Source organism: Leptospira kmetyi serovar Malaysia str. Bejo-Iso9, from assembly GCF_000243735.2.
Lineage (GTDB): Bacteria > Spirochaetota > Leptospiria > Leptospirales > Leptospiraceae > Leptospira > Leptospira kmetyi.
On the sequence record NZ_AHMP02000003.1, the window covers coordinates 2,039,230 to 2,060,403 of the forward strand.

Annotated in this window: 22 protein-coding genes; 14 read left to right on the forward strand and 8 right to left on the reverse strand. The window is 43.8% G+C overall.

Annotation, left to right across the window (positions count from 1 at the left end):
• Nucleotides 1–16: 16 nt before the first annotated feature.
• Complete coding sequence (locus tag LEP1GSC052_RS11900) at nucleotides 17–964, reverse strand: glycosyltransferase family 2 protein (RefSeq protein ID WP_010574010.1); 948 nt, start codon at nucleotides 962–964, stop codon at nucleotides 17–19.
• A 212-nt stretch (nucleotides 965–1,176) separates the two neighbouring features.
• Between LEP1GSC052_RS11900 and LEP1GSC052_RS11905 the strand changes: the two genes are divergently transcribed.
• The gene (locus LEP1GSC052_RS11905; protein ID WP_244265282.1) at nucleotides 1,177–2,271 is read left to right on the forward strand and encodes a CehA/McbA family metallohydrolase domain-containing protein; all 1,095 of its coding nucleotides are present in this window, start codon (nucleotides 1,177–1,179) and stop codon (nucleotides 2,269–2,271) included.
• Between the two features lie 172 nt (nucleotides 2,272–2,443).
• Here the strand turns inward: LEP1GSC052_RS11905 and LEP1GSC052_RS11910 are convergent, their stop codons facing one another.
• From LEP1GSC052_RS11910 to LEP1GSC052_RS11915, 3 genes are all read right to left on the reverse strand, one after another.
• Nucleotides 2,444–2,836 (reverse strand): hypothetical protein, encoded by a 393-nt coding sequence (locus LEP1GSC052_RS11910; RefSeq protein WP_010574008.1) that lies wholly within the window; start codon nucleotides 2,834–2,836, stop codon nucleotides 2,444–2,446.
• Nucleotides 2,837–2,934: 98 nt separating this feature from the next.
• Nucleotides 2,935–3,111, reverse strand: coding sequence for a hypothetical protein (locus LEP1GSC052_RS21280; protein ID WP_020986287.1), 177 nt, complete (start codon nucleotides 3,109–3,111; stop codon nucleotides 2,935–2,937).
• Nucleotides 3,108–3,989: an SDR family oxidoreductase gene (locus tag LEP1GSC052_RS11915; RefSeq protein WP_010574007.1), complete on the reverse strand. Its 882-nt coding sequence runs from the start codon at nucleotides 3,987–3,989 to the stop codon at nucleotides 3,108–3,110. Before LEP1GSC052_RS11915 ends, LEP1GSC052_RS21280 begins: the two co-directional genes overlap by 4 nt.
• Before the next feature lie 145 nt (nucleotides 3,990–4,134).
• Between LEP1GSC052_RS11915 and LEP1GSC052_RS11920 the strand changes: the two genes are divergently transcribed.
• Nucleotides 4,135–5,082 (forward strand): helix-turn-helix transcriptional regulator, encoded by a 948-nt coding sequence (locus tag LEP1GSC052_RS11920; protein ID WP_010574006.1) that lies wholly within the window; start codon nucleotides 4,135–4,137, stop codon nucleotides 5,080–5,082.
• Here LEP1GSC052_RS11920 and LEP1GSC052_RS11925 read toward each other — a convergent pair.
• On the reverse strand, nucleotides 5,070–6,983 hold the full coding sequence (locus LEP1GSC052_RS11925; protein ID WP_020985570.1) for an adenylate/guanylate cyclase domain-containing protein: 1,914 nt from the start codon (nucleotides 6,981–6,983) through the stop codon (nucleotides 5,070–5,072). The genes LEP1GSC052_RS11920 and LEP1GSC052_RS11925 overlap by 13 nt on opposite strands.
• Before the next feature lie 189 nt (nucleotides 6,984–7,172).
• Here LEP1GSC052_RS11925 and LEP1GSC052_RS11930 point away from each other — a divergent pair, with 189 nt between their 5' ends.
• Nucleotides 7,173–7,970, forward strand: a complete 798-nt coding sequence (locus tag LEP1GSC052_RS11930) for a dienelactone hydrolase family protein (RefSeq protein WP_010574003.1) — start codon at nucleotides 7,173–7,175, stop codon at nucleotides 7,968–7,970.
• A gap of 126 nt (nucleotides 7,971–8,096) precedes the next feature.
• Here the strand turns inward: LEP1GSC052_RS11930 and LEP1GSC052_RS11935 are convergent, their stop codons facing one another.
• The gene (locus tag LEP1GSC052_RS11935) at nucleotides 8,097–9,806 is read right to left on the reverse strand and encodes an alpha-glucosidase (protein ID WP_010574002.1); all 1,710 of its coding nucleotides are present in this window, start codon (nucleotides 9,804–9,806) and stop codon (nucleotides 8,097–8,099) included.
• 239 nt (nucleotides 9,807–10,045) lie between these two features.
• On the opposite strand from LEP1GSC052_RS11935, the gene LEP1GSC052_RS11940 reads away from it, so the two are divergent.
• Both LEP1GSC052_RS11940 and fabG read left to right on the forward strand, forming a co-directional pair.
• A complete protein-coding gene (locus LEP1GSC052_RS11940) occupies nucleotides 10,046–10,474 on the forward strand; it encodes a MarR family winged helix-turn-helix transcriptional regulator (RefSeq protein WP_010574001.1) in 429 nt (142 codons plus the stop codon).
• A gap of 52 nt (nucleotides 10,475–10,526) precedes the next feature.
• Nucleotides 10,527–11,276 (forward strand): 3-oxoacyl-ACP reductase FabG, encoded by a 750-nt coding sequence (gene fabG / locus LEP1GSC052_RS11945; RefSeq protein ID WP_040913518.1) that lies wholly within the window; start codon nucleotides 10,527–10,529, stop codon nucleotides 11,274–11,276.
• A 30-nt stretch (nucleotides 11,277–11,306) separates the two neighbouring features.
• Here fabG and LEP1GSC052_RS11950 read toward each other — a convergent pair whose 3' ends face one another.
• On the reverse strand, nucleotides 11,307–12,290 hold the full coding sequence (locus LEP1GSC052_RS11950) for a UDP-3-O-acyl-N-acetylglucosamine deacetylase (protein ID WP_010573999.1): 984 nt from the start codon (nucleotides 12,288–12,290) through the stop codon (nucleotides 11,307–11,309).
• 92 nt (nucleotides 12,291–12,382) lie between these two features.
• Nucleotides 12,383–12,811 (reverse strand): hypothetical protein, encoded by a 429-nt coding sequence (locus LEP1GSC052_RS11955; RefSeq protein ID WP_010573998.1) that lies wholly within the window; start codon nucleotides 12,809–12,811, stop codon nucleotides 12,383–12,385.
• Nucleotides 12,812–13,844: 1,033 nt separating this feature from the next.
• On the opposite strand from LEP1GSC052_RS11955, the gene rplU reads away from it, so the two are divergent.
• The 9 genes from rplU to LEP1GSC052_RS12005 all read left to right on the forward strand — a co-directional run bounded on the left by rplU (nucleotide 13,845) and on the right by LEP1GSC052_RS12005 (nucleotide 21,153).
• Nucleotides 13,845–14,159 (forward strand): 50S ribosomal protein L21, encoded by a 315-nt coding sequence (gene rplU / locus LEP1GSC052_RS11965; protein ID WP_010573996.1) that lies wholly within the window; start codon nucleotides 13,845–13,847, stop codon nucleotides 14,157–14,159.
• Nucleotides 14,156–14,482 (forward strand): ribosomal-processing cysteine protease Prp, encoded by a 327-nt coding sequence (locus tag LEP1GSC052_RS11970; protein WP_010573995.1) that lies wholly within the window; start codon nucleotides 14,156–14,158, stop codon nucleotides 14,480–14,482. The genes rplU and LEP1GSC052_RS11970 overlap by 4 nt, the downstream gene beginning before the upstream one ends.
• Nucleotides 14,472–14,726, forward strand: a complete 255-nt coding sequence (gene rpmA, locus LEP1GSC052_RS11975) for a 50S ribosomal protein L27 (protein ID WP_004458439.1) — start codon at nucleotides 14,472–14,474, stop codon at nucleotides 14,724–14,726. The genes LEP1GSC052_RS11970 and rpmA overlap by 11 nt, the downstream gene beginning before the upstream one ends.
• A gap of 116 nt (nucleotides 14,727–14,842) precedes the next feature.
• The gene (gene obgE / locus LEP1GSC052_RS11980) at nucleotides 14,843–15,949 is read left to right on the forward strand and encodes a GTPase ObgE (protein WP_010573994.1); all 1,107 of its coding nucleotides are present in this window, start codon (nucleotides 14,843–14,845) and stop codon (nucleotides 15,947–15,949) included.
• Nucleotides 15,946–16,833: a glutamate 5-kinase gene (gene proB / locus LEP1GSC052_RS11985; protein WP_010573993.1), complete on the forward strand. Its 888-nt coding sequence runs from the start codon at nucleotides 15,946–15,948 to the stop codon at nucleotides 16,831–16,833. The genes obgE and proB overlap by 4 nt, the downstream gene beginning before the upstream one ends.
• Nucleotides 16,830–18,080 (forward strand): glutamate-5-semialdehyde dehydrogenase, encoded by a 1,251-nt coding sequence (locus LEP1GSC052_RS11990; RefSeq protein ID WP_020986376.1) that lies wholly within the window; start codon nucleotides 16,830–16,832, stop codon nucleotides 18,078–18,080. The genes proB and LEP1GSC052_RS11990 overlap by 4 nt, the downstream gene beginning before the upstream one ends.
• A gap of 4 nt (nucleotides 18,081–18,084) precedes the next feature.
• Nucleotides 18,085–18,726, forward strand: coding sequence for a nicotinate (nicotinamide) nucleotide adenylyltransferase (nadD, locus tag LEP1GSC052_RS11995; protein ID WP_020986159.1), 642 nt, complete (start codon nucleotides 18,085–18,087; stop codon nucleotides 18,724–18,726).
• Between the two features lie 81 nt (nucleotides 18,727–18,807).
• A complete protein-coding gene (locus LEP1GSC052_RS12000; protein WP_010573992.1) occupies nucleotides 18,808–19,593 on the forward strand; it encodes a rhomboid family intramembrane serine protease in 786 nt (261 codons plus the stop codon).
• A 159-nt stretch (nucleotides 19,594–19,752) separates the two neighbouring features.
• The gene (locus tag LEP1GSC052_RS12005) at nucleotides 19,753–21,153 is read left to right on the forward strand and encodes a UDP-N-acetylmuramoyl-tripeptide--D-alanyl-D-alanine ligase (protein WP_020986362.1); all 1,401 of its coding nucleotides are present in this window, start codon (nucleotides 19,753–19,755) and stop codon (nucleotides 21,151–21,153) included.
• The last annotated feature ends 21 nt before the right edge of the window (nucleotides 21,154–21,174 follow it).

Sequence of the window (21,174 nt, forward strand, 5' to 3'; positions counted from 1 at the left end):
CGCGCAAATTCTTCCCTTATCCTTTCCACTTAATGATCTCAAGTTCGAAGTTGAATCTTTGAATTTTGGAAACGGTATGAAGAATAAGACCGATCGAAAAATGAATCATAGAACCAATCATCAACCCGGTCGCAAGAATCGCCAAAGGGACGTGATAAACGTAACGGTATCGGATGTAATCTAAGATCGCGGGAAAACCGACGCATAAGGACGCAAGAAACGCGGCTCCGGCTATAAAACCGAAAAAGTGCATCGGTTTATAATCTTTGAATATCCATAGAATATTCTTAACCACCGAATAACCGTCTCGAATCGTATTCAACTTGGAAGAACTTCCCTTGGGACGATCCAAATAACGAACCGGAACTTCCAAGTAGGAAAGACGTTTATCCAAAACGTGCAAGGTCATCTCTATCTCCAACTCGAAACCTTTGGAGAGAATCGGATAATGACGAACGAAACGATTCGAAAAAATCCGATAGCCGCTCATAGCGTCCCTGATTTTCACCGCAAAAAGAAAATTAATCAGACGAATCACCAAGTTATTTCCGAAGGAATGAAACATCCTTTTGTTTTCCTTTTTGTAACTCCCGCCGCTGAGACGATCTCCCACCACCATATCGTAGTCGCCGTCCTCTCTCGCCTCGATCAATTTATGAACTTCTTCGGCGGGATAAGTCATATCCGCGTCGACCATTACGTAACAATCGGCGTAAGAAGAAGCGAAACCTTTTCGAACCGCGTTCGCCTTTCCTTGTTTGAATTCGGAAACGACCTTGCCCTTGATCTTATGTTTTTTCAGGGTCGCTTTCGCGATTTCGTTCGTGCGATCCTTGGAGTTATTATCTATGACGATAAACTCGGCTTTAGGCAGTTCCTTGAAAAAGGAAAGAATCGTATCGGCAATCGTCAATTCTTCGTTATAAGCGGGTAATAAAACCGTAATCTTTTGATTTGAATCCATGAACTTTCCACATGTTTTTAAATTCGATCGCAATCGAAATTGTATTTCGCAACTATCGGAAGAATGGATCGGTTTTCGATCAATGGAATTTTACGAATCTCCATATTACATTTTATGAATCCGTTGTAATCAAAACTAAACAAATCAAATTCGTTTTAGACTTTTCGTTCGAATGATGCCTATTTTTTAATGCGACAATGAAAAAAGCGAAAATGCGCCTCCTATTCCTTTGCATCTTTCTCCTGAGCGCTCTTATTCTTTTTAATCTCTATACGAGTTTTGTATTTCGCTCCCCGCCCTCCGTTCCCGATCGAAACATAAGCGACAAAGAAATCGAAAACCCGTATCGACATAAGACAAATTTAAAATGGATCAAATCCTCGTTTCACAATCATACAAACGAGGTTTGGTATACTCCGGGCAGAAACAGCACGGAAGAAATCGAAAAGGTATATTCAAAAAACGGATACCGAATTCTTTCCTTTAGCGATTACGAAAGAATCACTCTTCCTCAAGATAAGAATCTTTCCACGATCCCCGGCTTCGAATGGGGAACCAATCTTAGAAAAAGGCATATTCTCGTTCTCGGAGGAAAAAGACCCGAGTTCGATCCGTTTCCTTTGTATGCGGACGTTTCCAACATACAATGGGCGATCGATCGCTTTCACGAACAAGGCGCTTTCGTAACGATCAATCATCCCAAACTGAATCACAGTTTTTCTCAAAGTATGCTTTTAGGTCTCAGAGACTACGACTCCATCGAAGTTCTCAGTCCGTTCGGCGACGAAATTTCGATGTGGGACGAAATATTAAGCGAAGAGAGATTTCCGCATTGTATGGCTTCGGACGATCTGCATTATCTTCCCCGCGACGAATACGAAACCGTACGAAAACCAGACCGTTTTACGATGCGAGATTTAGTCGCGCTTCTCTACAAACCCGAAGGACAATCGCTGATGCGTTACGTTCTTTTAAACGCAAATAGATTAGAATCCAATGATATTCTAAAGTCTCTGAAGTCGGGAAACTATGTATGCGTAAGAAAACACGATCGAATTCTCGAGGACCCGAAATTGATCGAAATCGGCCTCACTTCACAGGGGGAAATCTTTTTTGAATTCGGAGAACAAGCGATCCGAGTCGAGTTTATCGGGAAACAGGGTAAAATTTTAAACGAAATTCTCGACGTAAAAAAAGGAAACTACAAGTTCCCTCCGGATGAGCCCTATATTCGGCTTCAAATCCTGTTTCCAAGCGCTTTGGTCCTTAGCAATCCCTTCTACAGGGGAAAATTACGAAAAAGATAAGGTTTTATTTCCTTTCGCTTCGATTCAGAGATTGTTCAAGTTTCAATTCTTTTTTATCACCGATGCTTTGTCGGAACAATTAAAGTTAAATGCTTTACAAACGTAGAATTTTTTGCTCCGCCGCGCGTCGGTCGGCTTTATAGAAAACGCAACGCGCATCTTCGAATATCGTCTAACGCAAATTAGCCGATTTATCCGCAACCCAACCGATCGAAAAGGAAACAAAAACCATCGCGATATATCCCAATCCGATTTGAATAAAATAATCTCCGGGGCTCATCTTAGACATCGGTAACAAAATCAAAAAGTCCAACCCCCAGTTGATGATCAGCCAAATAAAACCCGATCCAAGAAGAATGCCGAACTTCTTGCCGGAAATTTTAAGCGCCAAAGAAACGAATAAGAGACAGCCGGTAAGACTTCCCGTAATCAGCATCACGCTTTTAAAAAGAAAAATGTCCGTTAACAATTTTCCGTCCCGAGTATAAAACGGAATCGCCACAAGAAACGGAATCAACCAAAGCAAAAACCCATACCCGAAAATTCTAACCAAATGTTGTTTCATTATAAACTCCTAATATATTTAAAAAATATGCTCCTGTTTGCGTATCGCACGCGAAATCCATTCCTTACTTTTATTTCAGGAAAGGAATCCGTTTTCCCTCAAACGGAATCGGATCGGGATTCTTCGTTTGCCGCTTTTGGAAAATCGAAATCGTTCTCCGCTTCCCGAGAATTCAACAAGGAAGCAGGAAACAAAAGTCTGGAAATCATGCTCAGGGTTCCCGTTGACACTTGCATTTGATTCGAATCGAATTCGCTTAACAATTTCGTTTTCATATGTCTTCTCCGAATTTTTCCTTAAAGTATCTTCCCCAATGGGGCCTATTTCCGTCCAAATCCACAAAGTCGTATTCTTCCGAAAGTCTCCAACTGCTCGTAACCGTCCCCGTTTTTGAAAAAACGTCCGGGTCCTGTGCCAGGGCCGCGACCGCACGTCCTACGTATGCGGGAGTTTCCGATGCGATAAAATGCGGCTCCTCTAGGACCGCGTCCTTCCAATTTTTTTCCTCAACTCCGAAATGATCGAGCATCGCCTCCGATCTCAAAAAACCGGGAGTCACCGCGATCACCGATATTCCGTGGGGTTTGAGTTCCTCCGATAAATAACTTGCAAGATTTATAATGGAGGACTTAATCAAAGAGTAATATAAATTTCCTCTATATCTATTGTCGATCCCGTCCGTTATCTCGATCACAAGACCGGAACCGGTTTCGATCATCAAAGGCGCAGCGAAATAATTCGTAATCAGATGGGAATCGAGGCAGGTTTTTTGAACCTTGAGTCCGTTCTCCAGAGAATGTTCCCAGAATTTCTGAGACCACACAACGAAAGGATCTCCGCCCCAAATATCGTTGATTAGAATATCAAGTTTTCCTTGTTCTTTTTTTATTTTAGAGATAAGGGTCTTTACCTCTTCCGGTTTCGTATGATCGACTTGAACCCAAATCGCCTTTCCTCCCGCCGCCTCGATCAGCTCCGCGGTCTCTTCGATCGTTTCTTTACGATTCATTTCCGAAGAATTTCCACGAACGCTTCTTCCGGTAACGTATACGATCGCTCCTGCTTTACCCAACTCGATTGCGATCGCCCTTCCCGCTCCCCTGGTTGCCCCAGCAACCAAAGCGACCTTGCCTTCCAAATTTCTCTTTTTCATACATTTATCTTAAGCGAATAAGGATGACAAAGTCTGTCATATATCCAAAAGAATGTTTTTTACCATCGAAAAAAATTGATTTCAGTTACAGTTTAGGAAATTATATATGTCATTATCTGTCATGTATTTGGAATACGATTGAAACATGCGCGCGGATCGACTGCTTTCCATTCTTTTACAACTTCAGGCCAAAGGAAGAATCTCCTCGCGGGATCTTGCCAAAAAATTGGAAGTCTCCGAACGAACGATTCATCGGGACATGGAGGCATTGAGCGCTTCCGGAGTTCCCGTTTATGCAGAACGAGGTTCCAAAGGCGGCTGGGAACTTTCCGAAGGTTACAGAACCAATCTTACTGGAATGAAAAAGGAAGAAATTTTTTCGATGATTCTTACGAGTTCGACGCGAATCGCATCCGATCTCGGAAAGAAAAAAGATTTCGATTCCGCCTTTATGAAATTCATGGCTTCCCTTCCGCCTGCCTATCAAAAAGAAGCGGAGATGGTTCGTCAAAGAATTCATATCGACGGAGCCGGTTGGGGTTGTTCGGAAGAAGAGTTTCCGTTTCTACCTTTGATACAAGAAGCTGTGTGGCAGGAAAAAAAAATCGTTCTTCGCTACCGATCCGACGAAGAATCCAAAAAAAGAATCATTCTTCCCTTAGGACTCGTCGCAAAAGGAAAGACCTGGTATTTGGTCGCAAAATACGGAAAAGAATTCAGAACGTTCCGTATATCGAGAATCTTGGAAGCGAAACTCGGTGAATCTTTCGACAGACCGAAAAAGTTCGATCTCGAAAAATATTGGCAGGAAAGCACTCGAAACTTTTTCTCAAAACTTCCGTTCTATCCGGTTCTTCTCCGAATCAAAACGGAACGTTTCGATTTTTTCAAAATGATCTCCTACGGTAGAATATTAGAATATTCTAAATTAAATTCCGAATGGACGGAAGTCAAAGCCGATCTGGAAACGAAGGAATGGGCTTTACATCACGTTCTCGGCCTGGGAGATTCCGCGATTCTTCTCGAACCGAAAGAATTAAAAACGGAATTGATAAACGCCGCAGAAAAAATCGCCGGTTCCTATTCCACCTGATACACTCCGACCAAGTTCTCCTTTCCTTTTACGGAAACCTTGCCCAGCTCTTTGAAGGAATGTTTGATCCGATTTTTAATTTTGCGGTAACTATCGTCCGAAAGAAGAATGTCCACTCCGTATTTTTTGGTGAGTCCTTCGATTCGGGAAGCGAGATTGACCGCGTCCGAGATCACGGTTCCGTCCATTCTTTCCACTTCTCCGATCGTACCCAGCATCAAAACCCCGGTGTGAATTCCGATCCCGATTCGAATCGGTTCATAATTTCTTTCCAATCGGCTCTGATTGTGACGATCCAATTCCAGTTTCATTTCAAGGGCGGCCTCGAGCGCGTCATCGGGAGAATCCGGAAACAGCGCCATGATCCCGTCCCCGAGATATTTATCCACGAAACCTCTGTGTTTGCGAATGATGGGTCCCATCTTTCCCATATACGAATTCAAAAAATCGAAATTATCCTTCGGAGTCATCTTCTCGGAAAGTTCGGTAAAAGAACGTATATCCGAAAAAAGAATCGTCATTTCCTTCTGAGTCTGATCCCCCAATTCAATTTCCGTAATATTCTTTTTTCCTAAAAACTTCAAGAATTCCAAAGGAACAAAACGACTATAAGATTGGTTCGTGGCCTTTAAGTCCGCCGATAGATTTTCAATCGCGACAAAAGCCGCCGAAAATTTCAAAGAAAGCATATACGACTGCGCGAAGATAAACGTGAACAAGCCGAGAGGAAGATAATATCCCGTGCTTACCATCGTCTGACTCTGGAGGATATCGTTGATTGCGGTTGCGATCAACGCGAGCGCACCTAAACATGCGATGATGGCCCCGTCTCTTTTGCGATAGATGAATCTTCCGAGCCAAAAGACAAAGAGCAGAGTATAAACCAAAAGAAAAAGTTGATAAGGAATGAGAGTGAGCGCGAATATCTTCGTCGGAAAGAAAAGAATCACGAGTGAAAAAACGCCCACCACGGCAACGCTGATCTTCCAAACGAACTTAGGCATATCTTCCGGAAAGATCGTATCCATGTATTTCTGAAAGATCGGCCAAGCCAGATAAAAGGAAAGATATTCTACCTTGCTTCCCAGCTCCCATTGAATCTCGGGAAATTTTTGAAGGATAAAACGTTCGCCGGTCATCAACAAACGGATAACGATCACAAAACAAAAAAGTCCGAAGTATAAACTCGACTTGTCCTTTCTTCTCAAAGAAAATAAACCGAAATGATAAAGAGCCATTACCGCGATGCTTCCGAACAGGAACATTTCGGTCGTCCATCGATCCTCTCTATAATCGGATATGCTTTTTTTACTTCCAAGACGAATCGTTTCCCAAATGCCTCCTTTAAAATGATGAAAGTTGGATACTTCGACTTGGATCAGAATTTCATTGCCGGAAGTCGTGAATTCCGCATAACGCGGAAGATACTGCGGCCTTGATGTGTTCTCGTCCGTTCCCACGACCCCGCTTCGGATTAATTTAACTCCGTCGACCCAAACGGCGCCCGCGGTACCCACGTCCTGAAACCGGATCGCAAGAGGGTTTTGATTTTCGTTTAACAAAACTCTTAGAGTAAAAGTCCCGTAACCGTACGCGTTCGAAGAATCCAGATCCGGAATTTCAGAATAAGAATTCCAATTGCCCGGAACAAAGACGTTGTATGATTTCGTGTCCGTCGCGTTCGGATCGGGTTTCGAAAGAGTCAGCTGTTTCCAGACAAAGGACCATTCACCGTCCAACTTCACGATTCCGTCCGAATTAAAATCCCATTCTCTTAGATCTAAAACCCCTTTTTCGGCGCGAGGAGCGATTTTGGAAGAAACGGAATTGGAACAAGATACGAAAAGACTTAAAAATAAAAAGATTCCGAATGTAAAAAGGGAAGAGGTTTTATTTTTCATATATTACCTTTGTTTGAAGTCGGGAATTGAAACGGCAAAACAACGTATCCTGATCAAATCGTATAAATTTTCAAGATTTATACGACGATGGAATTCGATTTCCTCTTAAATTTTATACGTTTAAACGGAATTTGCGGAAAGACTTGTTTTTTTAAGTAAACGTTATACTCCAGGGAACGAGGTATTTCCATGAAACGAATGTTCCTTTACTTTGCGTTATTCAATCTTTTAACCGCTTCTTCGATTTGGGCTAAAACCGCGTCCAAAACGATCGTTTATCAGGAAGGGGAAACCACTTTAGAAGGCTATATCGCCTATCCGGATCTGGATTCCAAAAAGAAAGTTCCCGGCGTCTTAGTCGTTCACGACTGGATGGGTCTCAGCGAAAACTCGAAAATGCGCGCGGACAAACTCGCCGGATTGGGTTACGTGGCTTTAGCCGTCGACATCTACGGAAAAGGCGTAAGACCGAAAGCTATGGAAGAAGCCGCTAAATTAGCGAATTCTTATAAACAAGATCGTAAACTGATGCGCGCCCGGATTTTAGCCGCGTTAGAAACCTTAAAGTCGCAACCCGAAGTCGATACGAATCTGATCGCGGCGATCGGTTATTGTTTCGGAGGAACGGTCGCTTTAGAACTTGCGAGAAGCGGCGCTCCCGTTCAAGGAACCGTTAGCTTTCACGGCGGCTTGGCTACGCCCAACGTCGAAGACGCAAAAAACATCAAAGGAAAAGTTTTAGCGCTTCACGGAGCGGACGATCCTTTCGTAAAGAAGGAAGAAGTAGAAACGTTTCAAGACGAAATGAGAAAGGCCGGAGTCGATTGGCAATTTATTTCCTACGGAGGAGCGGTTCATTCTTTTACGATCAAGGACGCGGGAAACGACAACTCCAAAGGAGCGGCTTACAACGCGAAAGCGGATAGACGCTCTTGGAACGAATTGTTATCCTTTTTTAGAGAAGTGTTCCCCAAATCAAAGGAGTAACTTTTAAGACATCGAGTTTTAGCAGATGGATCGACGACGTTCGATCTACTCTAATCCGTAGACCATTCTCAAAATCGGAAAGGTCTACGGAATTCTTCGCAAGTCCAAAACCTTAAACCTTTCCGTTTATTTCTTCTTTGCTTTTTTTGGAATATACTCGTTTCCTAATATAACTCCGGAGCAAGGAGGAACCTTAAATTGATCAAACTCGTTGTGATCGAATAACGCTGTGGAATAAAAATAACTTCTGCAATCCGTAGGATTGGTAAAGAATCGGGGCTTTTTCCCGAAATTGAGAACGATCAATTTGCGATCGTTACCGGATTCCCGTAAATAGACGAGCATATCCTTAGGAACGCCGTCCTCGATCAAACGAAGAGTTCCCTCTTTCAACGCGGCGCTTTCGTTTCTCAAATGAATCACGCTTTTATACGTGTTTAAAAGAGAATCCCGATCTTCCGATTCCACGGCGACGTTTCGTTCCTTATAGTTACCGTGAACGCGGATCCAAGGTTTTCCTTTTTTAGTCGTAAAACCCGCGTTTGGCGAATCGTCCCATTGCATAGGCGATCTCGCACGATCCCGAATGATGATGTCCGCAAGACCTAAGAATTCGGAAAGAGTATCGCCTAACCAACGATAAATTCTCGCCAAAGGATCCTGAGCTTCGGTCAGTTTGATCGTTTCGTTCGTCATTCCGATCTCTTCTCCGTAATACGTGACCGGAACCCCGCGCGCGGTGAACTGAAAAAGAGCCACAAGTTTTCCCTTTTCCAAGTTATTGTTGATCTTACGCATGTAACGTCTTTGATCGTGGTTTCCGAAAACGTAAGTGGGAATATAAGGATAAGGATAAACCTCTTCCATCTTCTTGATGATTCCTTTGAAAAAGGTCATCTTGAATTTAAGAAGAAGGGTTTCGAACAAGAAGATAAGATTGAGGCCGTCCCGTTTCTCGCCTAAGTAACGTTTGATGATATGATCGTCGCCCGCGACTTCTCCCACGGAAAAACGGTCTCCGTCGAACTCTTCGAGAACGGATCTAAGTTCTTTCGCAAACTCGAAGTTATTCGGATGATTAACCGTATAAACCCTACTCTGAAAATAACCGTCGTGATCGTTTTCGGAAACGATGTATTTAAACCGAAACGGATTGTCCCTAAAATGTCTGTCCTTATAAATCGCGTGAAAGATATCCAGACGAAAACCGTCCACGCCCTTCTTAAGCCAAAAGCGTAGAACGTCGAACATCGCCTTCTTGACTTCCGGGTTATAATAATTCAGATCGGGTTGAAAGTCCAAAAAACTCGCGAGATACCACTGATCCGTATGCGCGTCGTAGTTCCACGCCTTGGGAGTAACGAAAGAACTCCAGTTATTGGGAGGCTTATTCTTCCCTTTACCGTCCCTCCAGATATACCAATCCCGTTTGGGATTTTCCCGGCTGGAGCGGGATTGTTGAAACCAATCGTGTTCGTCCGAAGTGTGATTCATCACCATATCGAAGACGATTTTCATTCCCCGTTTGTGAACTTCCTTTATTAGCTTTTCTGCATCCTTAATCGTTCCGTATTCGGGAGAAATGGAGTAATAGTCGCTAACGTCGTACCCGTGATCCATCTGAGGACTTTTATACAAAGGAGAAACCCAGATCGTTTCAAACCCTAGGTCCTTCAGATAATCCAACTTGGAAATGATTCCCGGAATATCGCCGATCCCGTCCTCGTTGCTGTCCGCAAAAGAACGAGGATATATCTGATAAATCGTGGTCTTTTGCCACCACTTGTCGATAGAACTGGATGATTTCTTTTTGGAAGTTTGTTTTTTAGCGGTCATAACTCTTCGGGCTTTAATGGAATCAAAAATATTAGAATGAAGACTGTCAAGACGGTATTGCGACAAACCGATTCGAACGGCATCGATTTCGACGCGGAACTCCGAATTGTAATATGGACTTTAGAAACCGATAATTTGTTCTGTCGCATAACAAGGGATTCGAAACGAAAAATAAAAACTGAGAACGGGAAAAAATTTTTAGATTGACAAAAAATTCATTTATTTCGACATCGAAATAAATGAGACAGGAATTTGCGATCCACCTTTTATCCAGGACCAGAGACCGAATCCAGAAATTCTTAAGCAAAGAATTCGAAAAGGAAGGAATCAAGGACTTAGTACCCGCGCACGGAGGAGTTTTGTACGCGTTAGGAGTTTCTGGAGAAATGACGATGAGCGAACTGGCAAAAGTATTGGATAGAACTAATTCGACGGTCACCGCGTTATTGGACAAGATGGAGGAATTGAAATACGTAAAGAGAATTCAATCCGAAGAAGATGAAAGAGTTTTTACTGCCGTTCTTACCGCAAAGGGAAAAACGACGCGCGAGGCGGTCATTCGAGCTTCGAATACCACCAATCAAAAACTTTATAAGGGACTTCTTCCCGAGGAAAAGGAAACCTTCATCCGGCTTTTGGAAAGAATTCATTCTAATTTTGAAAAATAGATTTTTTTGATTTTTGTTTATTATTTCGACATCGAAATAAATGGAGGAATTTATGTTTTCGGAAAAAACGATCGTAATCACCGGTTCCGCAAGAGGAATCGGAAAGGTAAGCGCGAAAAATTTTATACTCAAAAATGCGACGGTAATCGTATCGGATTTGGATTCCGTTCAAATCGAAAAGACGATCGAAGAACTCAGATCGCTGAACCGGGGAAAGGTCCTCGGAAAAGTCTGCGACGTAAAGGATAAGAATCAGGTGAAAGAACTCGCCGAATTCGCGTTTAAGGAAACGGGAAAGATAGACGTCTGGGTAAACAACGCCGGGATCATCAAGGACGATCTTCTTTTGAGAATGAGCGAGGAAAAGTGGGACGACGTTTTCGACGTGAATCTAAAAGGCGCTTTTTTAGGAACGCAAGCGGCGGCCAAATATATGATGAAAAAAGAATATGGTAGAATCATAAACATCGGTTCCGTATCCGGCTTTTACGGAAACGGAGGACAGAGTAACTATTCTTCCGCGAAGGCGGGCCTTATGGCTCTTACAAAATCCTCCGCAAGAGAACTCGCGTCCAGAAACATCACCGTAAACTGCGTAGCTTCCGGTTTTATCGACAACGACTTCGCCGCCGGAGTTCCGAAAGAGGTTCGAGAACGGGTTTTGGATACGATTCCTTTAAAGATTTCCAGAAATCCGGAAGAAGCGATCTCTTCCGCGATTCACTTTCTTGCTTCGGACGAAGCGGACTGGATCACGGGCGCGACCCTTCGCGTCGACGGAGGAATGATGATCGGTTTTTAAATTTCTGATTCGATTCCTTTTTCTCCGGGATCAGAGAACTCGGATTCCGATCTCGGAGAATCTTTTTCGATCGCATACGAATTGAGCGATGTCGATCTGTTTGTGATGATCGAAAAGAAACGTGGTCATCTTACCGAAAAATCTTCCCTTGTATTCCTCTTCCACAAAACGAATCCACGCGAGAATATCGATCAGCTCGTGCGCGATGAATTCGTAGTTCTTTCCTTCGTGTTCGAATTTCTCTCTCGGGTTATAGATCTTGTCTTCGTTTAACAAAATCACGTTTTCCAAAGTGAACGGATAATCCTTTAGTCCGCCCGCGAGTCCGATTTGATAAAACTTCTCCGCTTCGATTCCGGGTCGAAACGCGGTCGTTCTCGCGGACGCGATGTATGAAAAAATCTCGGGCGTAAGTTCGGTTTGAATTCTTTGGTTTCCGACCGTTTGTCCGGGATAACTGACTTGATGATCCAAGAACAAGGAAGTTCCGTGTTCGTCCGGTTCTAAAATACAATATCCTTTTTCCCAAACCGCCGCGAAAGGTTTAGCCACAGTGATCGGGGAAACTTCTCCGATTTTATGAAAGTTGTTTTGAATTCCGTCCAGATACGGCTGATCGCAAAAATCAAACGTGGGAAAACTGGATTGTTCCAATTCGAAATCCAAATAAAAACCGAAAGCCGACATCACGGCCAACGGATGTTCGATGATCTTTACGTCTCCGAGTTGAATATTGTGATTTCCTTTGATACATAGGGACGGGTCGAGTTCGTAATTCTTCCCCGAATGGGAAAAGCGCGAATAACGTCCCGTCGCCGGTTTTACCGTAATTTCGGAAGGTTTATTTTCCAAGGTGGAAGTTCCCCGGATTTGAAACGGATCAGTGATCGTATACGAACTTTTCAAATCGAACGGGAATCGTTCGTCTCGAAAATGTTTCGGGAATTGGATCGGATTGGAGAATCGACCGGCTTTGAGTTCTGAAATTTTTTGGGAATCTGTAAGGACCTGCATTCTAAACGACAAAGGAAGTCATTTTTTTATAAGAATGCAATCTTAAATCGGGGAAGGAAGGTTCCGGGTGAATATTCACCCGGAAAATGGAATTATACTCCGTAGAAAAGGAAAGACGCTACGATGGTCCAAACCCCTACTGCAATTCCAAAAATTCCCAATTTACCTTGGATCGGAGCAAGCTTCGCTAAAAGTTCAGCTCCTTTTTTCTTTGCTTCTTCGTTTTTGGAAAGAACGTAAGTAGAGATCGTTCCGAAACCGAGAATGAATCCGAGAACCGCTTGAACGATGTTTCCCGCGAGAGCAGTTACCCAATAAATTGGCCAAGTTGGAAGCCATCCAAGACCAAGAAGTCCTTGGAATACGATTCCGTAGATTCCCCAGAAGCAGAAAACCAAACCGATCCAACCTTGGTAAGGTGAAATCTTCGCAAGCAACTCTTTTGCGTCCGGTTTTTTTGCTAAAAGCAGAGAAGGCACAGCGAGAATGCTGAGCACGATGAGTGTAATTCCTGATACCATTAGTATCTCCTGTTGAAATTAAATTAGATTCATATCCTTTTAGCTTTATATTTTCTAAAAAGATTGTATGTATCTACAGATCGGTTAACTCTTTGGGAAGTGATTTTTTGCCCACTTTTTGCTTTTTGATACTTATTTTATAAAAAATTCATATAACTTATGTTTATCGAAATGCGTTTCGTTTGCGCTTTCCGTTGCAAAGAACTTGTTCTTGAAACGGAACTCTCGCCCTTTTAACGCAAATTCCATTCAATTTATCTAATGGAATTATAATATGATTAATTATATATAATTTTGAATATATGGTTTTGCCATGTGAGTTTACTCAATGCAAGCTCTTGTATTTCTGGTTATTTGAAAATAAAAAGAAATCAAAATGATTTCGTATGACTTGGTTCATCTTCTTTGTTCTTCACATTTCATTTTTTAAGTTCGGTTTATCGTTTCCATTTTAATCGTTTCTGTTTCGGTAAGAATCGAATCGAAGATTTAGTAAGAATCATCGGTGATCTTAAAATCAATCGAATCATAATGAGCCAAGATTTGTGAACGGATCGAAGACGCGGATTTAAAGTGCCGACTTGCCGATCGAGAATTTTTGGATTCGGAAACGTTCTTACGAGAATTCGTTTTCAGGTTTTTCTTTGTTTCTGCGGAAGTCGCAAAGTGCAAGAGCTGAAGCGAGGCGGAGTTACGACCATAAATTCTCCCGTGAAAAGAATGAATTTGCGGGAGTTTCCGATCGAGTTTCGTGGGAGTTTCTGAAAGATTTGCAGGAGTTCCTACATTCTCTCCTAAATCGAAGGACTACGAGCGAACAGAGAAACTCCAAAAGCGATTTTTTCCAAAACGAAGGAGTTCCCACACATTCCATCCCCGATTTCCAGTCGAAACTCCGTTTTTGTATGAGTTCCCACAAAACCCCACATTCTAAACCGCCCTTCCGGTACAAGCGTTTTTCCATTTTCCCCTTGACCGACAAGCGAGGTCGACCAGATTGGTTGAAAACGACTTTAAAACAGGCCGGATCGATATGTACGCTATTATTTCAGTTGGAAACAGACAATTTAAGGTAACCCAGGATCAGGAATTCCTGACCGAAAAAACCGGCAAAAACGCGGGTGAATCCTTTGACGCAAAAGTTCTTCTTTTCGCGGAATCCAGCAATAAGGTTCATATTGGACAACCCGAGCTGAAAACCGCTCGTGTTTCCTTGAAAGTTCTCGAAGACGTAAAAGGGGAAAAGATCCACGCTTACGTTTACAAAAGAAGAAAGAACTATCAAAAATCTTGGGGCCACAGACAACAGCTCCAAAAAGTAAAAGTGGTTTCTCTTTCCGCAGTTTGATCCGAATTCGGATTACTCGTTTAGGAGAATTTTATTCTTCCTTGGAAAGCGAGGGACATTCTCCCGCTTCTCTTGGAAAAAAAGGCGAGAATCTTCTCTGCTCTGCCGTCTCGGTTTTGGTTCAGACTCTTTATCTGCACCTCTACCAATCCGGCAAAGCGAAACCGGCTGAAATCCGCGACGGATATCTTCGGTTCGAAGTTCTCGAGCAAGACGCATTGATACAAAATAGCTTTGATTTGATTCTTTCGGGATTAAAAAATCTCAAAGATCAATATCCGAAAGAAATTGAACTGATAGGAGTACCAGAAAATGGCACATAAGAAAGGTGGTGGATCCTCTAAGAACGGCCGGGATTCAAATTCCCAGAGACTCGGAGTAAAACGTTTCGGAGGAGAATCCGTTCTCGCCGGAAACATTCTCGTTCGCCAAAGAGGAACTAAATTCCGTCCTGGTAACAACGTCGGTCTCGGAAAAGACCACACTCTCTTCGCTCTCGTTACGGGAAAAGTGAAGTTTGAGATGGTTTCCAAATTGAAAATGCAGGTTTCCGTTTACCCGGAATAACCCTTCATATTCAATCTCAAACCGGATGAACCGCAGTCTCCTGCCCGTTTCTGGGTCCGGACTCTGCGGTTTTTTGTTTTTAAGATCAATTTAAGAATTTAGAATATTCAAATAATATGGAATCCTTTGTAGACGAAGTCGCCATCGAAGTTTTCGCCGGTCACGGCGGGGCCGGGTCGGTTCATTTCCGAAGGGAAAAATACGTCGAGTTCGGCGGCCCCGACGGAGGGGACGGAGGAATCGGCGGCAACGTAATCATTCGCCCCAACCTTTCCATGTATACCTTGGACAAATATCTTTCCAAAAGAAAGTTCAAGGCAGAAGCGGGTTTTCCCGGAGTCGGCGATAATTGCTCCGGTAAAAAAGGAGAGGATCTGATTTTATTCGTTCCTCTCGGAACCCAAATCTACGACGAGGAAACGGGAGATCTTCTTTTTGATTTTGTCAGCGATTCTCAGGAATTCGTAGTCGTTCGAGGCGGACGCGGCGGCAAAGGAAACACCCATTTTAAATCTTCCACAAATCAAACTCCCCGTTTCGCGCAACCCGGCGAAGAGGGAGAATATAAATTCTTACGTCTTTCCTTAAAACTTTTAGCGGACGTCGGAATCGTGGGTCTTCCGAACGCGGGCAAGTCCACTTTGATTTCTAAAATCACGGACGCGCATCCGAAAATCGCGGGGTATGCGTTCACCACTCTTTCTCCGAACCTCGGCGTTGTTAAGCGAAGAGGAGATATTTTCCGTTTTACGATCGCGGATATTCCGGGCATTATCGAAGGCGCGAGTATGGGAATCGGTCTCGGTCTTTCTTTCCTTCGTCATATCGAAAGGGTAAAGGGAATTCTTTATCTATTCGACGCTTCTTCTTTGGATATCGAAGAGGATTTGAAGATGCTCCGAAACGAACTCGCGACCTACAATCCCGAACTTTTAAACCGACCTTATCTGATCGTTTTGAATAAGATCGACGTTTGGGACGATCCCGAATTCACGAAGGACGTGATCGAAAAGGTTTCCCATCTCGGTAAGGTCATCGCGATCTCAGCCGATAAGGAAACGAACTTGGAAGAACTTTTAGTCAACATGGACGAAACCTTTTTCAAAGAAGAAATCGAAAAGGTTTTGAATCCGGTCAAGGAACCCAAGTCCGCTTCGAATGCGGAGAACGATTCCTCGGACACGTTAGACGCGTTTTCCCGAAATTCCGAGGATCAAAAATGAATTCATCCGTTTTAACGCGCGCTTCCCTTTCCGATAAGATCCGTTCCGCGGAAATGATCGTAATCAAAATCGGTTCCGCCCGATTATCCGGTCCGGAATCGGAAGTGAACGATTTTCTGTTTCAATTGGTAAGCGACGTACGTCATCTCCGCGATCTCGGCAAGAAGGTGATTCTCGTTTCTTCGGGCGCGATCGCAAGAGGAAGACTTTTGTTAAGCGAACTCCCCTCTTCGATTTCTTCGGGAGATTCCCTTTCCGAAAAACAGGCGTTAGCCGCCATGGGTCAAAATAGACTCGTAAATCTTTACGACAGTTTTTTTTCCAAGGTGAACCTAAGCATCGCTCAGATTCTTTTCGGAGTTTTGGATCTCGAATCCAAAGAAGGTTATAAAAATCTAAAGAACACGTTCACTCAGCTTTTGGAATGGGGAATTCTTCCCGTCGTGAACGAAAACGATTCCGTCGCGACCGAGGAAGTGAAGTTCGGAGACAACGATATGCTTTCCGCTCTTGTAAGTTTGATCGTGGGCGCGGACCTTCTCGTCATTCTCACGGGGGTGGACGGTTTTTTAAAAGAGGACAAAGTCGTTCCTTTTTTGGATCAAATTTCCAAAGAGGATCTGAATCTTGCGGGCGGTCCGAGCGGCCCCGGAACCGGCGGAATGTTCACAAAACTCAAATCCGCGGGTTTGTTGTCCGAGTCGGGAGTTCCGACCGCGATCTTAAACGGCAAAAAAATGCACGTGATCCGGGAATTTTTGGATAAGAACGAAGTCGGAACATTAGTGGCTCCGTCGGGAAACCGCGTTTTTTCCGAAGAGGACGTAAAGGAAATCATCCGTAAAAATCGAAACGCGAACGGCAACGGGGGAAATCATATATGAAAGAAATTGAATACGTTGAAGATCTCTGTTCTCGAGCGAAAAAAGCGTCCCGCGTTCTGAAGTCGATTCCCTCTTCCAAAAAGAACAAGGTTCTTTTGGAACTCGCGGATCTATTGGAAAAACGAAAAGCGGAAATTCTCTCCGCAAACGAACTCGATCTGAAAAACGGAAAGGAAAAAAATCTTTCCTCCGCTTTGATGGATCGTCTTTTGTTAAACGACAAGAGAATCTCCTCGATCGCGGACGCGGTTCGGGAAATCGTTTCTCTTCCCGATCCGGTCGGCGAGGTTACGAGAGGTTTGACTCTTCCCAACGGACTCGAACTCGTTACGAGAAGAGTTCCGCTCGGAGTTGTGATGGTGATCTACGAATCCCGTCCGAACGTTACGATCGACGTGGGAGCTCTTTCCTTTAAATCGGGGAACGCTTGTATCCTTCGCGGCGGCAGCGAGGCCTTTCATTCCAACGCGATTCTCGTTAAACTATTTCATGAAATTCTAATCAAGGAAGGAATCGACACGGGAGCGGTCACGTTCGTGGATAAAACGGATCGTGCTTTTATGCTTCCGTTCTTTCAACAGACTTCCTCGATCGACATCGTCGTTCCGAGAGGCGGAGAAGGTTTGATTCAGTTCGTTTCCGAACATTCCAAAATTCCCGTCGTCAAACACGACAAAGGCGTTTGTAATCTTTATATCGACGAAGACGCCGACCCCGAGAAGGTGATTCCGATCGTAATCAATTCTAAGGTGCAAAGACCGGGCGTTTGCAACGCTACGGAGAATTTGATTCTTCACAACGGTTATCCGTTTCGTAAGGAATTGCTCGAAGCGCTCGCCAAAGAGGGCGTGGAACTTTTACTCGATCCTCCTTCTCTCGCTCTTTATCCGAAAGGCAAACCCGTTCGCGAAGAGGATTATCAGGAAGAATTTTTGGATCTTCGTCTTTCGGTGAAAACCGTTTCCACTTTGGAAGAAGCCTTGGCCTTTATCGAAAAAACTTCCTCGGGACATACCGAAGCGATCGTCACGGAAGATTTAAGCACGGCGAAAATCTTTACGAACTCTTTGGATTCGGCGGCGTTGTTCGTAAATTGTTCCACTCGTTTTCACGACGGGGGAGAATTCGGCCTCGGCGCGGAAGTCGGAATTTCAACGGGTAAACTTCACGTGCGCGGTCCTATGGGATTGGTTCATCTTACGACCACGACCACTTACGTCACCGGGAACGGACAGATTCGGGGTTGATCCTTTGTCCGAGGAATCTTCGATTCTTACCGGAATTTTCGGCGGAAGTTTCGATCCTCCGCATGAAGGACATTCAGGAATTCTAAAGTCTTTTTTTCGGGAAGTGCCCGAATGTAAGGAATTGTTCCTGATTCCGAATCGACAAAATCCGCTCAAGGGCGAGAAACTTTCGCCTTCTCCAAGTATATTCGAAATGTTGAATCTGTTCGCTTCCGAGTTCGACGCGCCGATCCGGATTTTGGATTTGGAATTAAAACGAACGGGACCCAGTTATACGATCCAAACGCTCCGAGAATTAAAAAATCTTTTTCCAAAGCGCGTCTTCGTTCTTTTGATCGGCGAAGACAATTACGCGAACTTTCACGAATGGAAGGATTGGAAAGAAATTTTAGACGAAGTCCGCGAAGTTTTCGTCTTTCGAAGATTTTCGGAGATCATTCCGATCAATCCGCATCTTTTAGCGCGGACCGAGTTTCGTTTTTTAAAGAATCCTTTGATTCCGGTGAGTTCTACGGATCTGAGAAATTCTTTTTCGAAAACGGATTCCGGCTCGAATGCAAGCGCGCTTCCCGTTTCCCGATACGAAAATCGAATCTCAAAACCGATCTTGGATTATATCCGAAAGAACGGGTTGTATCGGAAGTAGTTGCCGTTTGCGTCGGCCCTGCGATATTCGCAATTCTAAACACGTTTTGATAAATACGAACAAGGAATCGGAAAAGACCATATGTTGATCTTTGAAAAAGCGAATTTTTTGGGAAGAATTCCTTTCATAACTTTTTTCCTAATCGGTTTGATGTGTTTGTTGAATCTATTAGGAGTCGGCGATCTACATCTCTCTTCGAGCCAAATCGATTCGTATCACTTAGTCGCTTCGATCTTCGGACACGCCAATTTCCTGCATTTTCTAGGCAACGCATTCTATCTTTACATGTACGGCGATAACGTAGAAGACGTTCTAGGCCACGTCGTTTACTTATGCTTATTCGTTCTGCTTGGTGTCGTGGCGAACTTTGCTTTTATCTCTTTACATATTGGAGAAGAATATAGATTGATTGGAGCCTCCGGAGCAATTTCGGGAATTTTAGGTTTATATTATATTTTCTTTCCGAAAGTAAAAACGAACGTCGTAATTCCGATTCGAATTCCGTATTCCATCTTCGAAGAATATATCAGCTTGGACAACATTCCGGTTTCTTGGAGTTTTGTGTTTTGGTTCGTCATCCAGATCGCCTTTACCATTCGAGAATCTTTCGGAGTTTTAGGAATCGCATTCTCCGCGCACGCCGGAGGTTTTTTAGCGGGAACTTTGATCGGAATCCTATTCAAAAGAATCGGTTTCCTGGATCGACATTCGGAACGATTAAATAGTCTCAAGATGGATAAGATGAGCATTCTATGTCCGTCTTGTAATACTCCTAAAAAAATACCGAGATACGGAAGATACAAATGCGGCGCCTGCGAATGTGAATTCTTCTTCGATAGCAAAGGTAAAAGGATTCTGATACCTTAAGCAGTTTTTGAACTTTGAGAAATTCGTCTCATCGGTAACTTCGGCGGCACCCGCCCCTTACAAAATGAACCGGATCGCCGACTTCGGCAAAGTCGTCGTGAACCTAGGACAAGAAAATTTTAGAATTTTCAAAACGTTCTCTCCCTACAATCTGGATTCATGAAGGCGACCTTCTCCTACGACCCGGAAACGATCCGTAAAACGTTGGGTTCCGCGTCCGCAACCTGGTTTCAAAAAGAAGCCTCTATCACAAACATAACGACCGCTTCCACGGAAGCGGAGGCCGGTTCCTTATTTGTCCCTCTTCGAGGAAATCGCGACGGACACGAATTCATCCAGGACGCTCTTTCCAAAGGAGCCTCCTACTTTTTGGTCGAGGAGAATCATCCGATTTTCAAGGAACTCGACGAAGAGAAAAAAAAGAAGGCGATCCCAGTGCGAGACACGTTAGTCGCTCTTGGAAAACTCGCCGCATTTCACAGATCCAGATTCAATCCGATCGTGATCGCGGTCACTGGTTCGAGCGGAAAAACGACTACGAAAGAACTCCTCGGGAATTGTCTCAAAAATTTGGGCGAAGAAGCCTTGGTAGTTACGGAAAAGAATTATAACAACGAGATCGGACTTCCGTTTACGCTGTTCCGAATTTCGGATCAAACCAGAATCGCCGTTTGCGAACTCGGAATGAATCACAAAGGAGAAATTTCAAGACTTACCGAAATCGCAAAACCGAACTACGCGATCGTCACAACGATCGGAACCGCTCATATAGAATTTTTAGGAAGTCAAAAAAACATCGCAAAAGCGAAAGCCGAGGTCGCAGAGGGTCTTTCCAAAGACGGAATTCTTTTTTATCCAAGCACTGGAGAATATTCTAAAATACTAAAAAAGAAAACCCGCAAATACGGCGCTAAGTTCGTATTGGTAAAACCGGAGCAGACGTTTTCCATTCTCCGTAAAAACCCGTCCGGATTTTCCTTACGATACGAAAACGACGAGATCGAATGGAACCTACCCGGAGATAAACTTTTAGGAAACTTAGCCGTGGCCGTCGCTTGTTTGGAAACGATCGGAACCCCCAAAGAATGGATCCGAGAAGGAATCGCTTCCTTTAAGTCCGGAAACAAAAGACTGGATCTGCAACGCGGAAAATTTTCCGTAATCAACGATACGTATAACGCGAACTACGAATCCATGCTTTCCTCTTTGGAAGTCGCGGATCAACTCGCGGACGGTAAAGAATTTTACGCGGTTCTCGGCGACATGAAAGAACTCGGAAAACATTCCTCCGAATTCCATAAGAAACTCGGAAAACACTGCGCCGGTTTTCAAAACCTGAAGGGGCTTTTTACGTTCGGAACCGATTCCCGTTGGATCGGCGAGGAATTTGTTAAGCGAACACCCTCTTCCCGCGTTTCAAAACATTTCGAAAACACGGAGGAAGGATTGAAACAACTCGTTCAATCGTTTTTGAATTCGGTTCCCGAAGGTTCGGTCGTTTTGGCGAAAGCTTCGAGAGGAATTCAATTGGAACGCTTCGTGGATTCCCTTCCGGTTTAGTACTTGCAAACGTTCGGATCG

What these genes read in the sequence shown, in the direction of transcription:
- LEP1GSC052_RS11900 (WP_010574010.1), bottom strand. Translation starts at nt 964, where the DNA reads ATGGATTCAAATCAAAAGATTACGGTTTTATTACCCGCTTATAACGAA.
- LEP1GSC052_RS11905 (WP_244265282.1), top strand. Translation starts at nt 1,177, where the DNA reads ATGCGCCTCCTATTCCTTTGCATCTTTCTCCTGAGCGCTCTTATTCTT.
- LEP1GSC052_RS11910 (WP_010574008.1), bottom strand. Translation starts at nt 2,836, where the DNA reads ATGAAACAACATTTGGTTAGAATTTTCGGGTATGGGTTTTTGCTTTGG.
- LEP1GSC052_RS21280 (WP_020986287.1), bottom strand. Translation starts at nt 3,111, where the DNA reads ATGAAAACGAAATTGTTAAGCGAATTCGATTCGAATCAAATGCAAGTG.
- LEP1GSC052_RS11915 (WP_010574007.1), bottom strand. Translation starts at nt 3,989, where the DNA reads ATGAAAAAGAGAAATTTGGAAGGCAAGGTCGCTTTGGTTGCTGGGGCA.
- LEP1GSC052_RS11920 (WP_010574006.1), top strand. Translation starts at nt 4,135, where the DNA reads ATGCGCGCGGATCGACTGCTTTCCATTCTTTTACAACTTCAGGCCAAA.
- LEP1GSC052_RS11925 (WP_020985570.1), bottom strand. Translation starts at nt 6,983, where the DNA reads ATGAAAAATAAAACCTCTTCCCTTTTTACATTCGGAATCTTTTTATTT.
- LEP1GSC052_RS11930 (WP_010574003.1), top strand. Translation starts at nt 7,173, where the DNA reads ATGAAACGAATGTTCCTTTACTTTGCGTTATTCAATCTTTTAACCGCT.
- LEP1GSC052_RS11935 (WP_010574002.1), bottom strand. Translation starts at nt 9,806, where the DNA reads ATGACCGCTAAAAAACAAACTTCCAAAAAGAAATCATCCAGTTCTATC.
- LEP1GSC052_RS11940 (WP_010574001.1), top strand. Translation starts at nt 10,046, where the DNA reads ATGAGACAGGAATTTGCGATCCACCTTTTATCCAGGACCAGAGACCGA.
- fabG (WP_040913518.1), top strand. Translation starts at nt 10,527, where the DNA reads ATGTTTTCGGAAAAAACGATCGTAATCACCGGTTCCGCAAGAGGAATC.
- LEP1GSC052_RS11950 (WP_010573999.1), bottom strand. Translation starts at nt 12,290, where the DNA reads ATGCAGGTCCTTACAGATTCCCAAAAAATTTCAGAACTCAAAGCCGGT.
- LEP1GSC052_RS11955 (WP_010573998.1), bottom strand. Translation starts at nt 12,811, where the DNA reads ATGGTATCAGGAATTACACTCATCGTGCTCAGCATTCTCGCTGTGCCT.
- rplU (WP_010573996.1), top strand. Translation starts at nt 13,845, where the DNA reads ATGTACGCTATTATTTCAGTTGGAAACAGACAATTTAAGGTAACCCAG.
- rpmA (WP_004458439.1), top strand. Translation starts at nt 14,472, where the DNA reads ATGGCACATAAGAAAGGTGGTGGATCCTCTAAGAACGGCCGGGATTCA.
- obgE (WP_010573994.1), top strand. Translation starts at nt 14,843, where the DNA reads ATGGAATCCTTTGTAGACGAAGTCGCCATCGAAGTTTTCGCCGGTCAC.
- proB (WP_010573993.1), top strand. Translation starts at nt 15,946, where the DNA reads ATGAATTCATCCGTTTTAACGCGCGCTTCCCTTTCCGATAAGATCCGT.
- LEP1GSC052_RS11990 (WP_020986376.1), top strand. Translation starts at nt 16,830, where the DNA reads ATGAAAGAAATTGAATACGTTGAAGATCTCTGTTCTCGAGCGAAAAAA.
- LEP1GSC052_RS12000 (WP_010573992.1), top strand. Translation starts at nt 18,808, where the DNA reads ATGTTGATCTTTGAAAAAGCGAATTTTTTGGGAAGAATTCCTTTCATA.
- LEP1GSC052_RS12005 (WP_020986362.1), top strand. Translation starts at nt 19,753, where the DNA reads ATGAAGGCGACCTTCTCCTACGACCCGGAAACGATCCGTAAAACGTTG.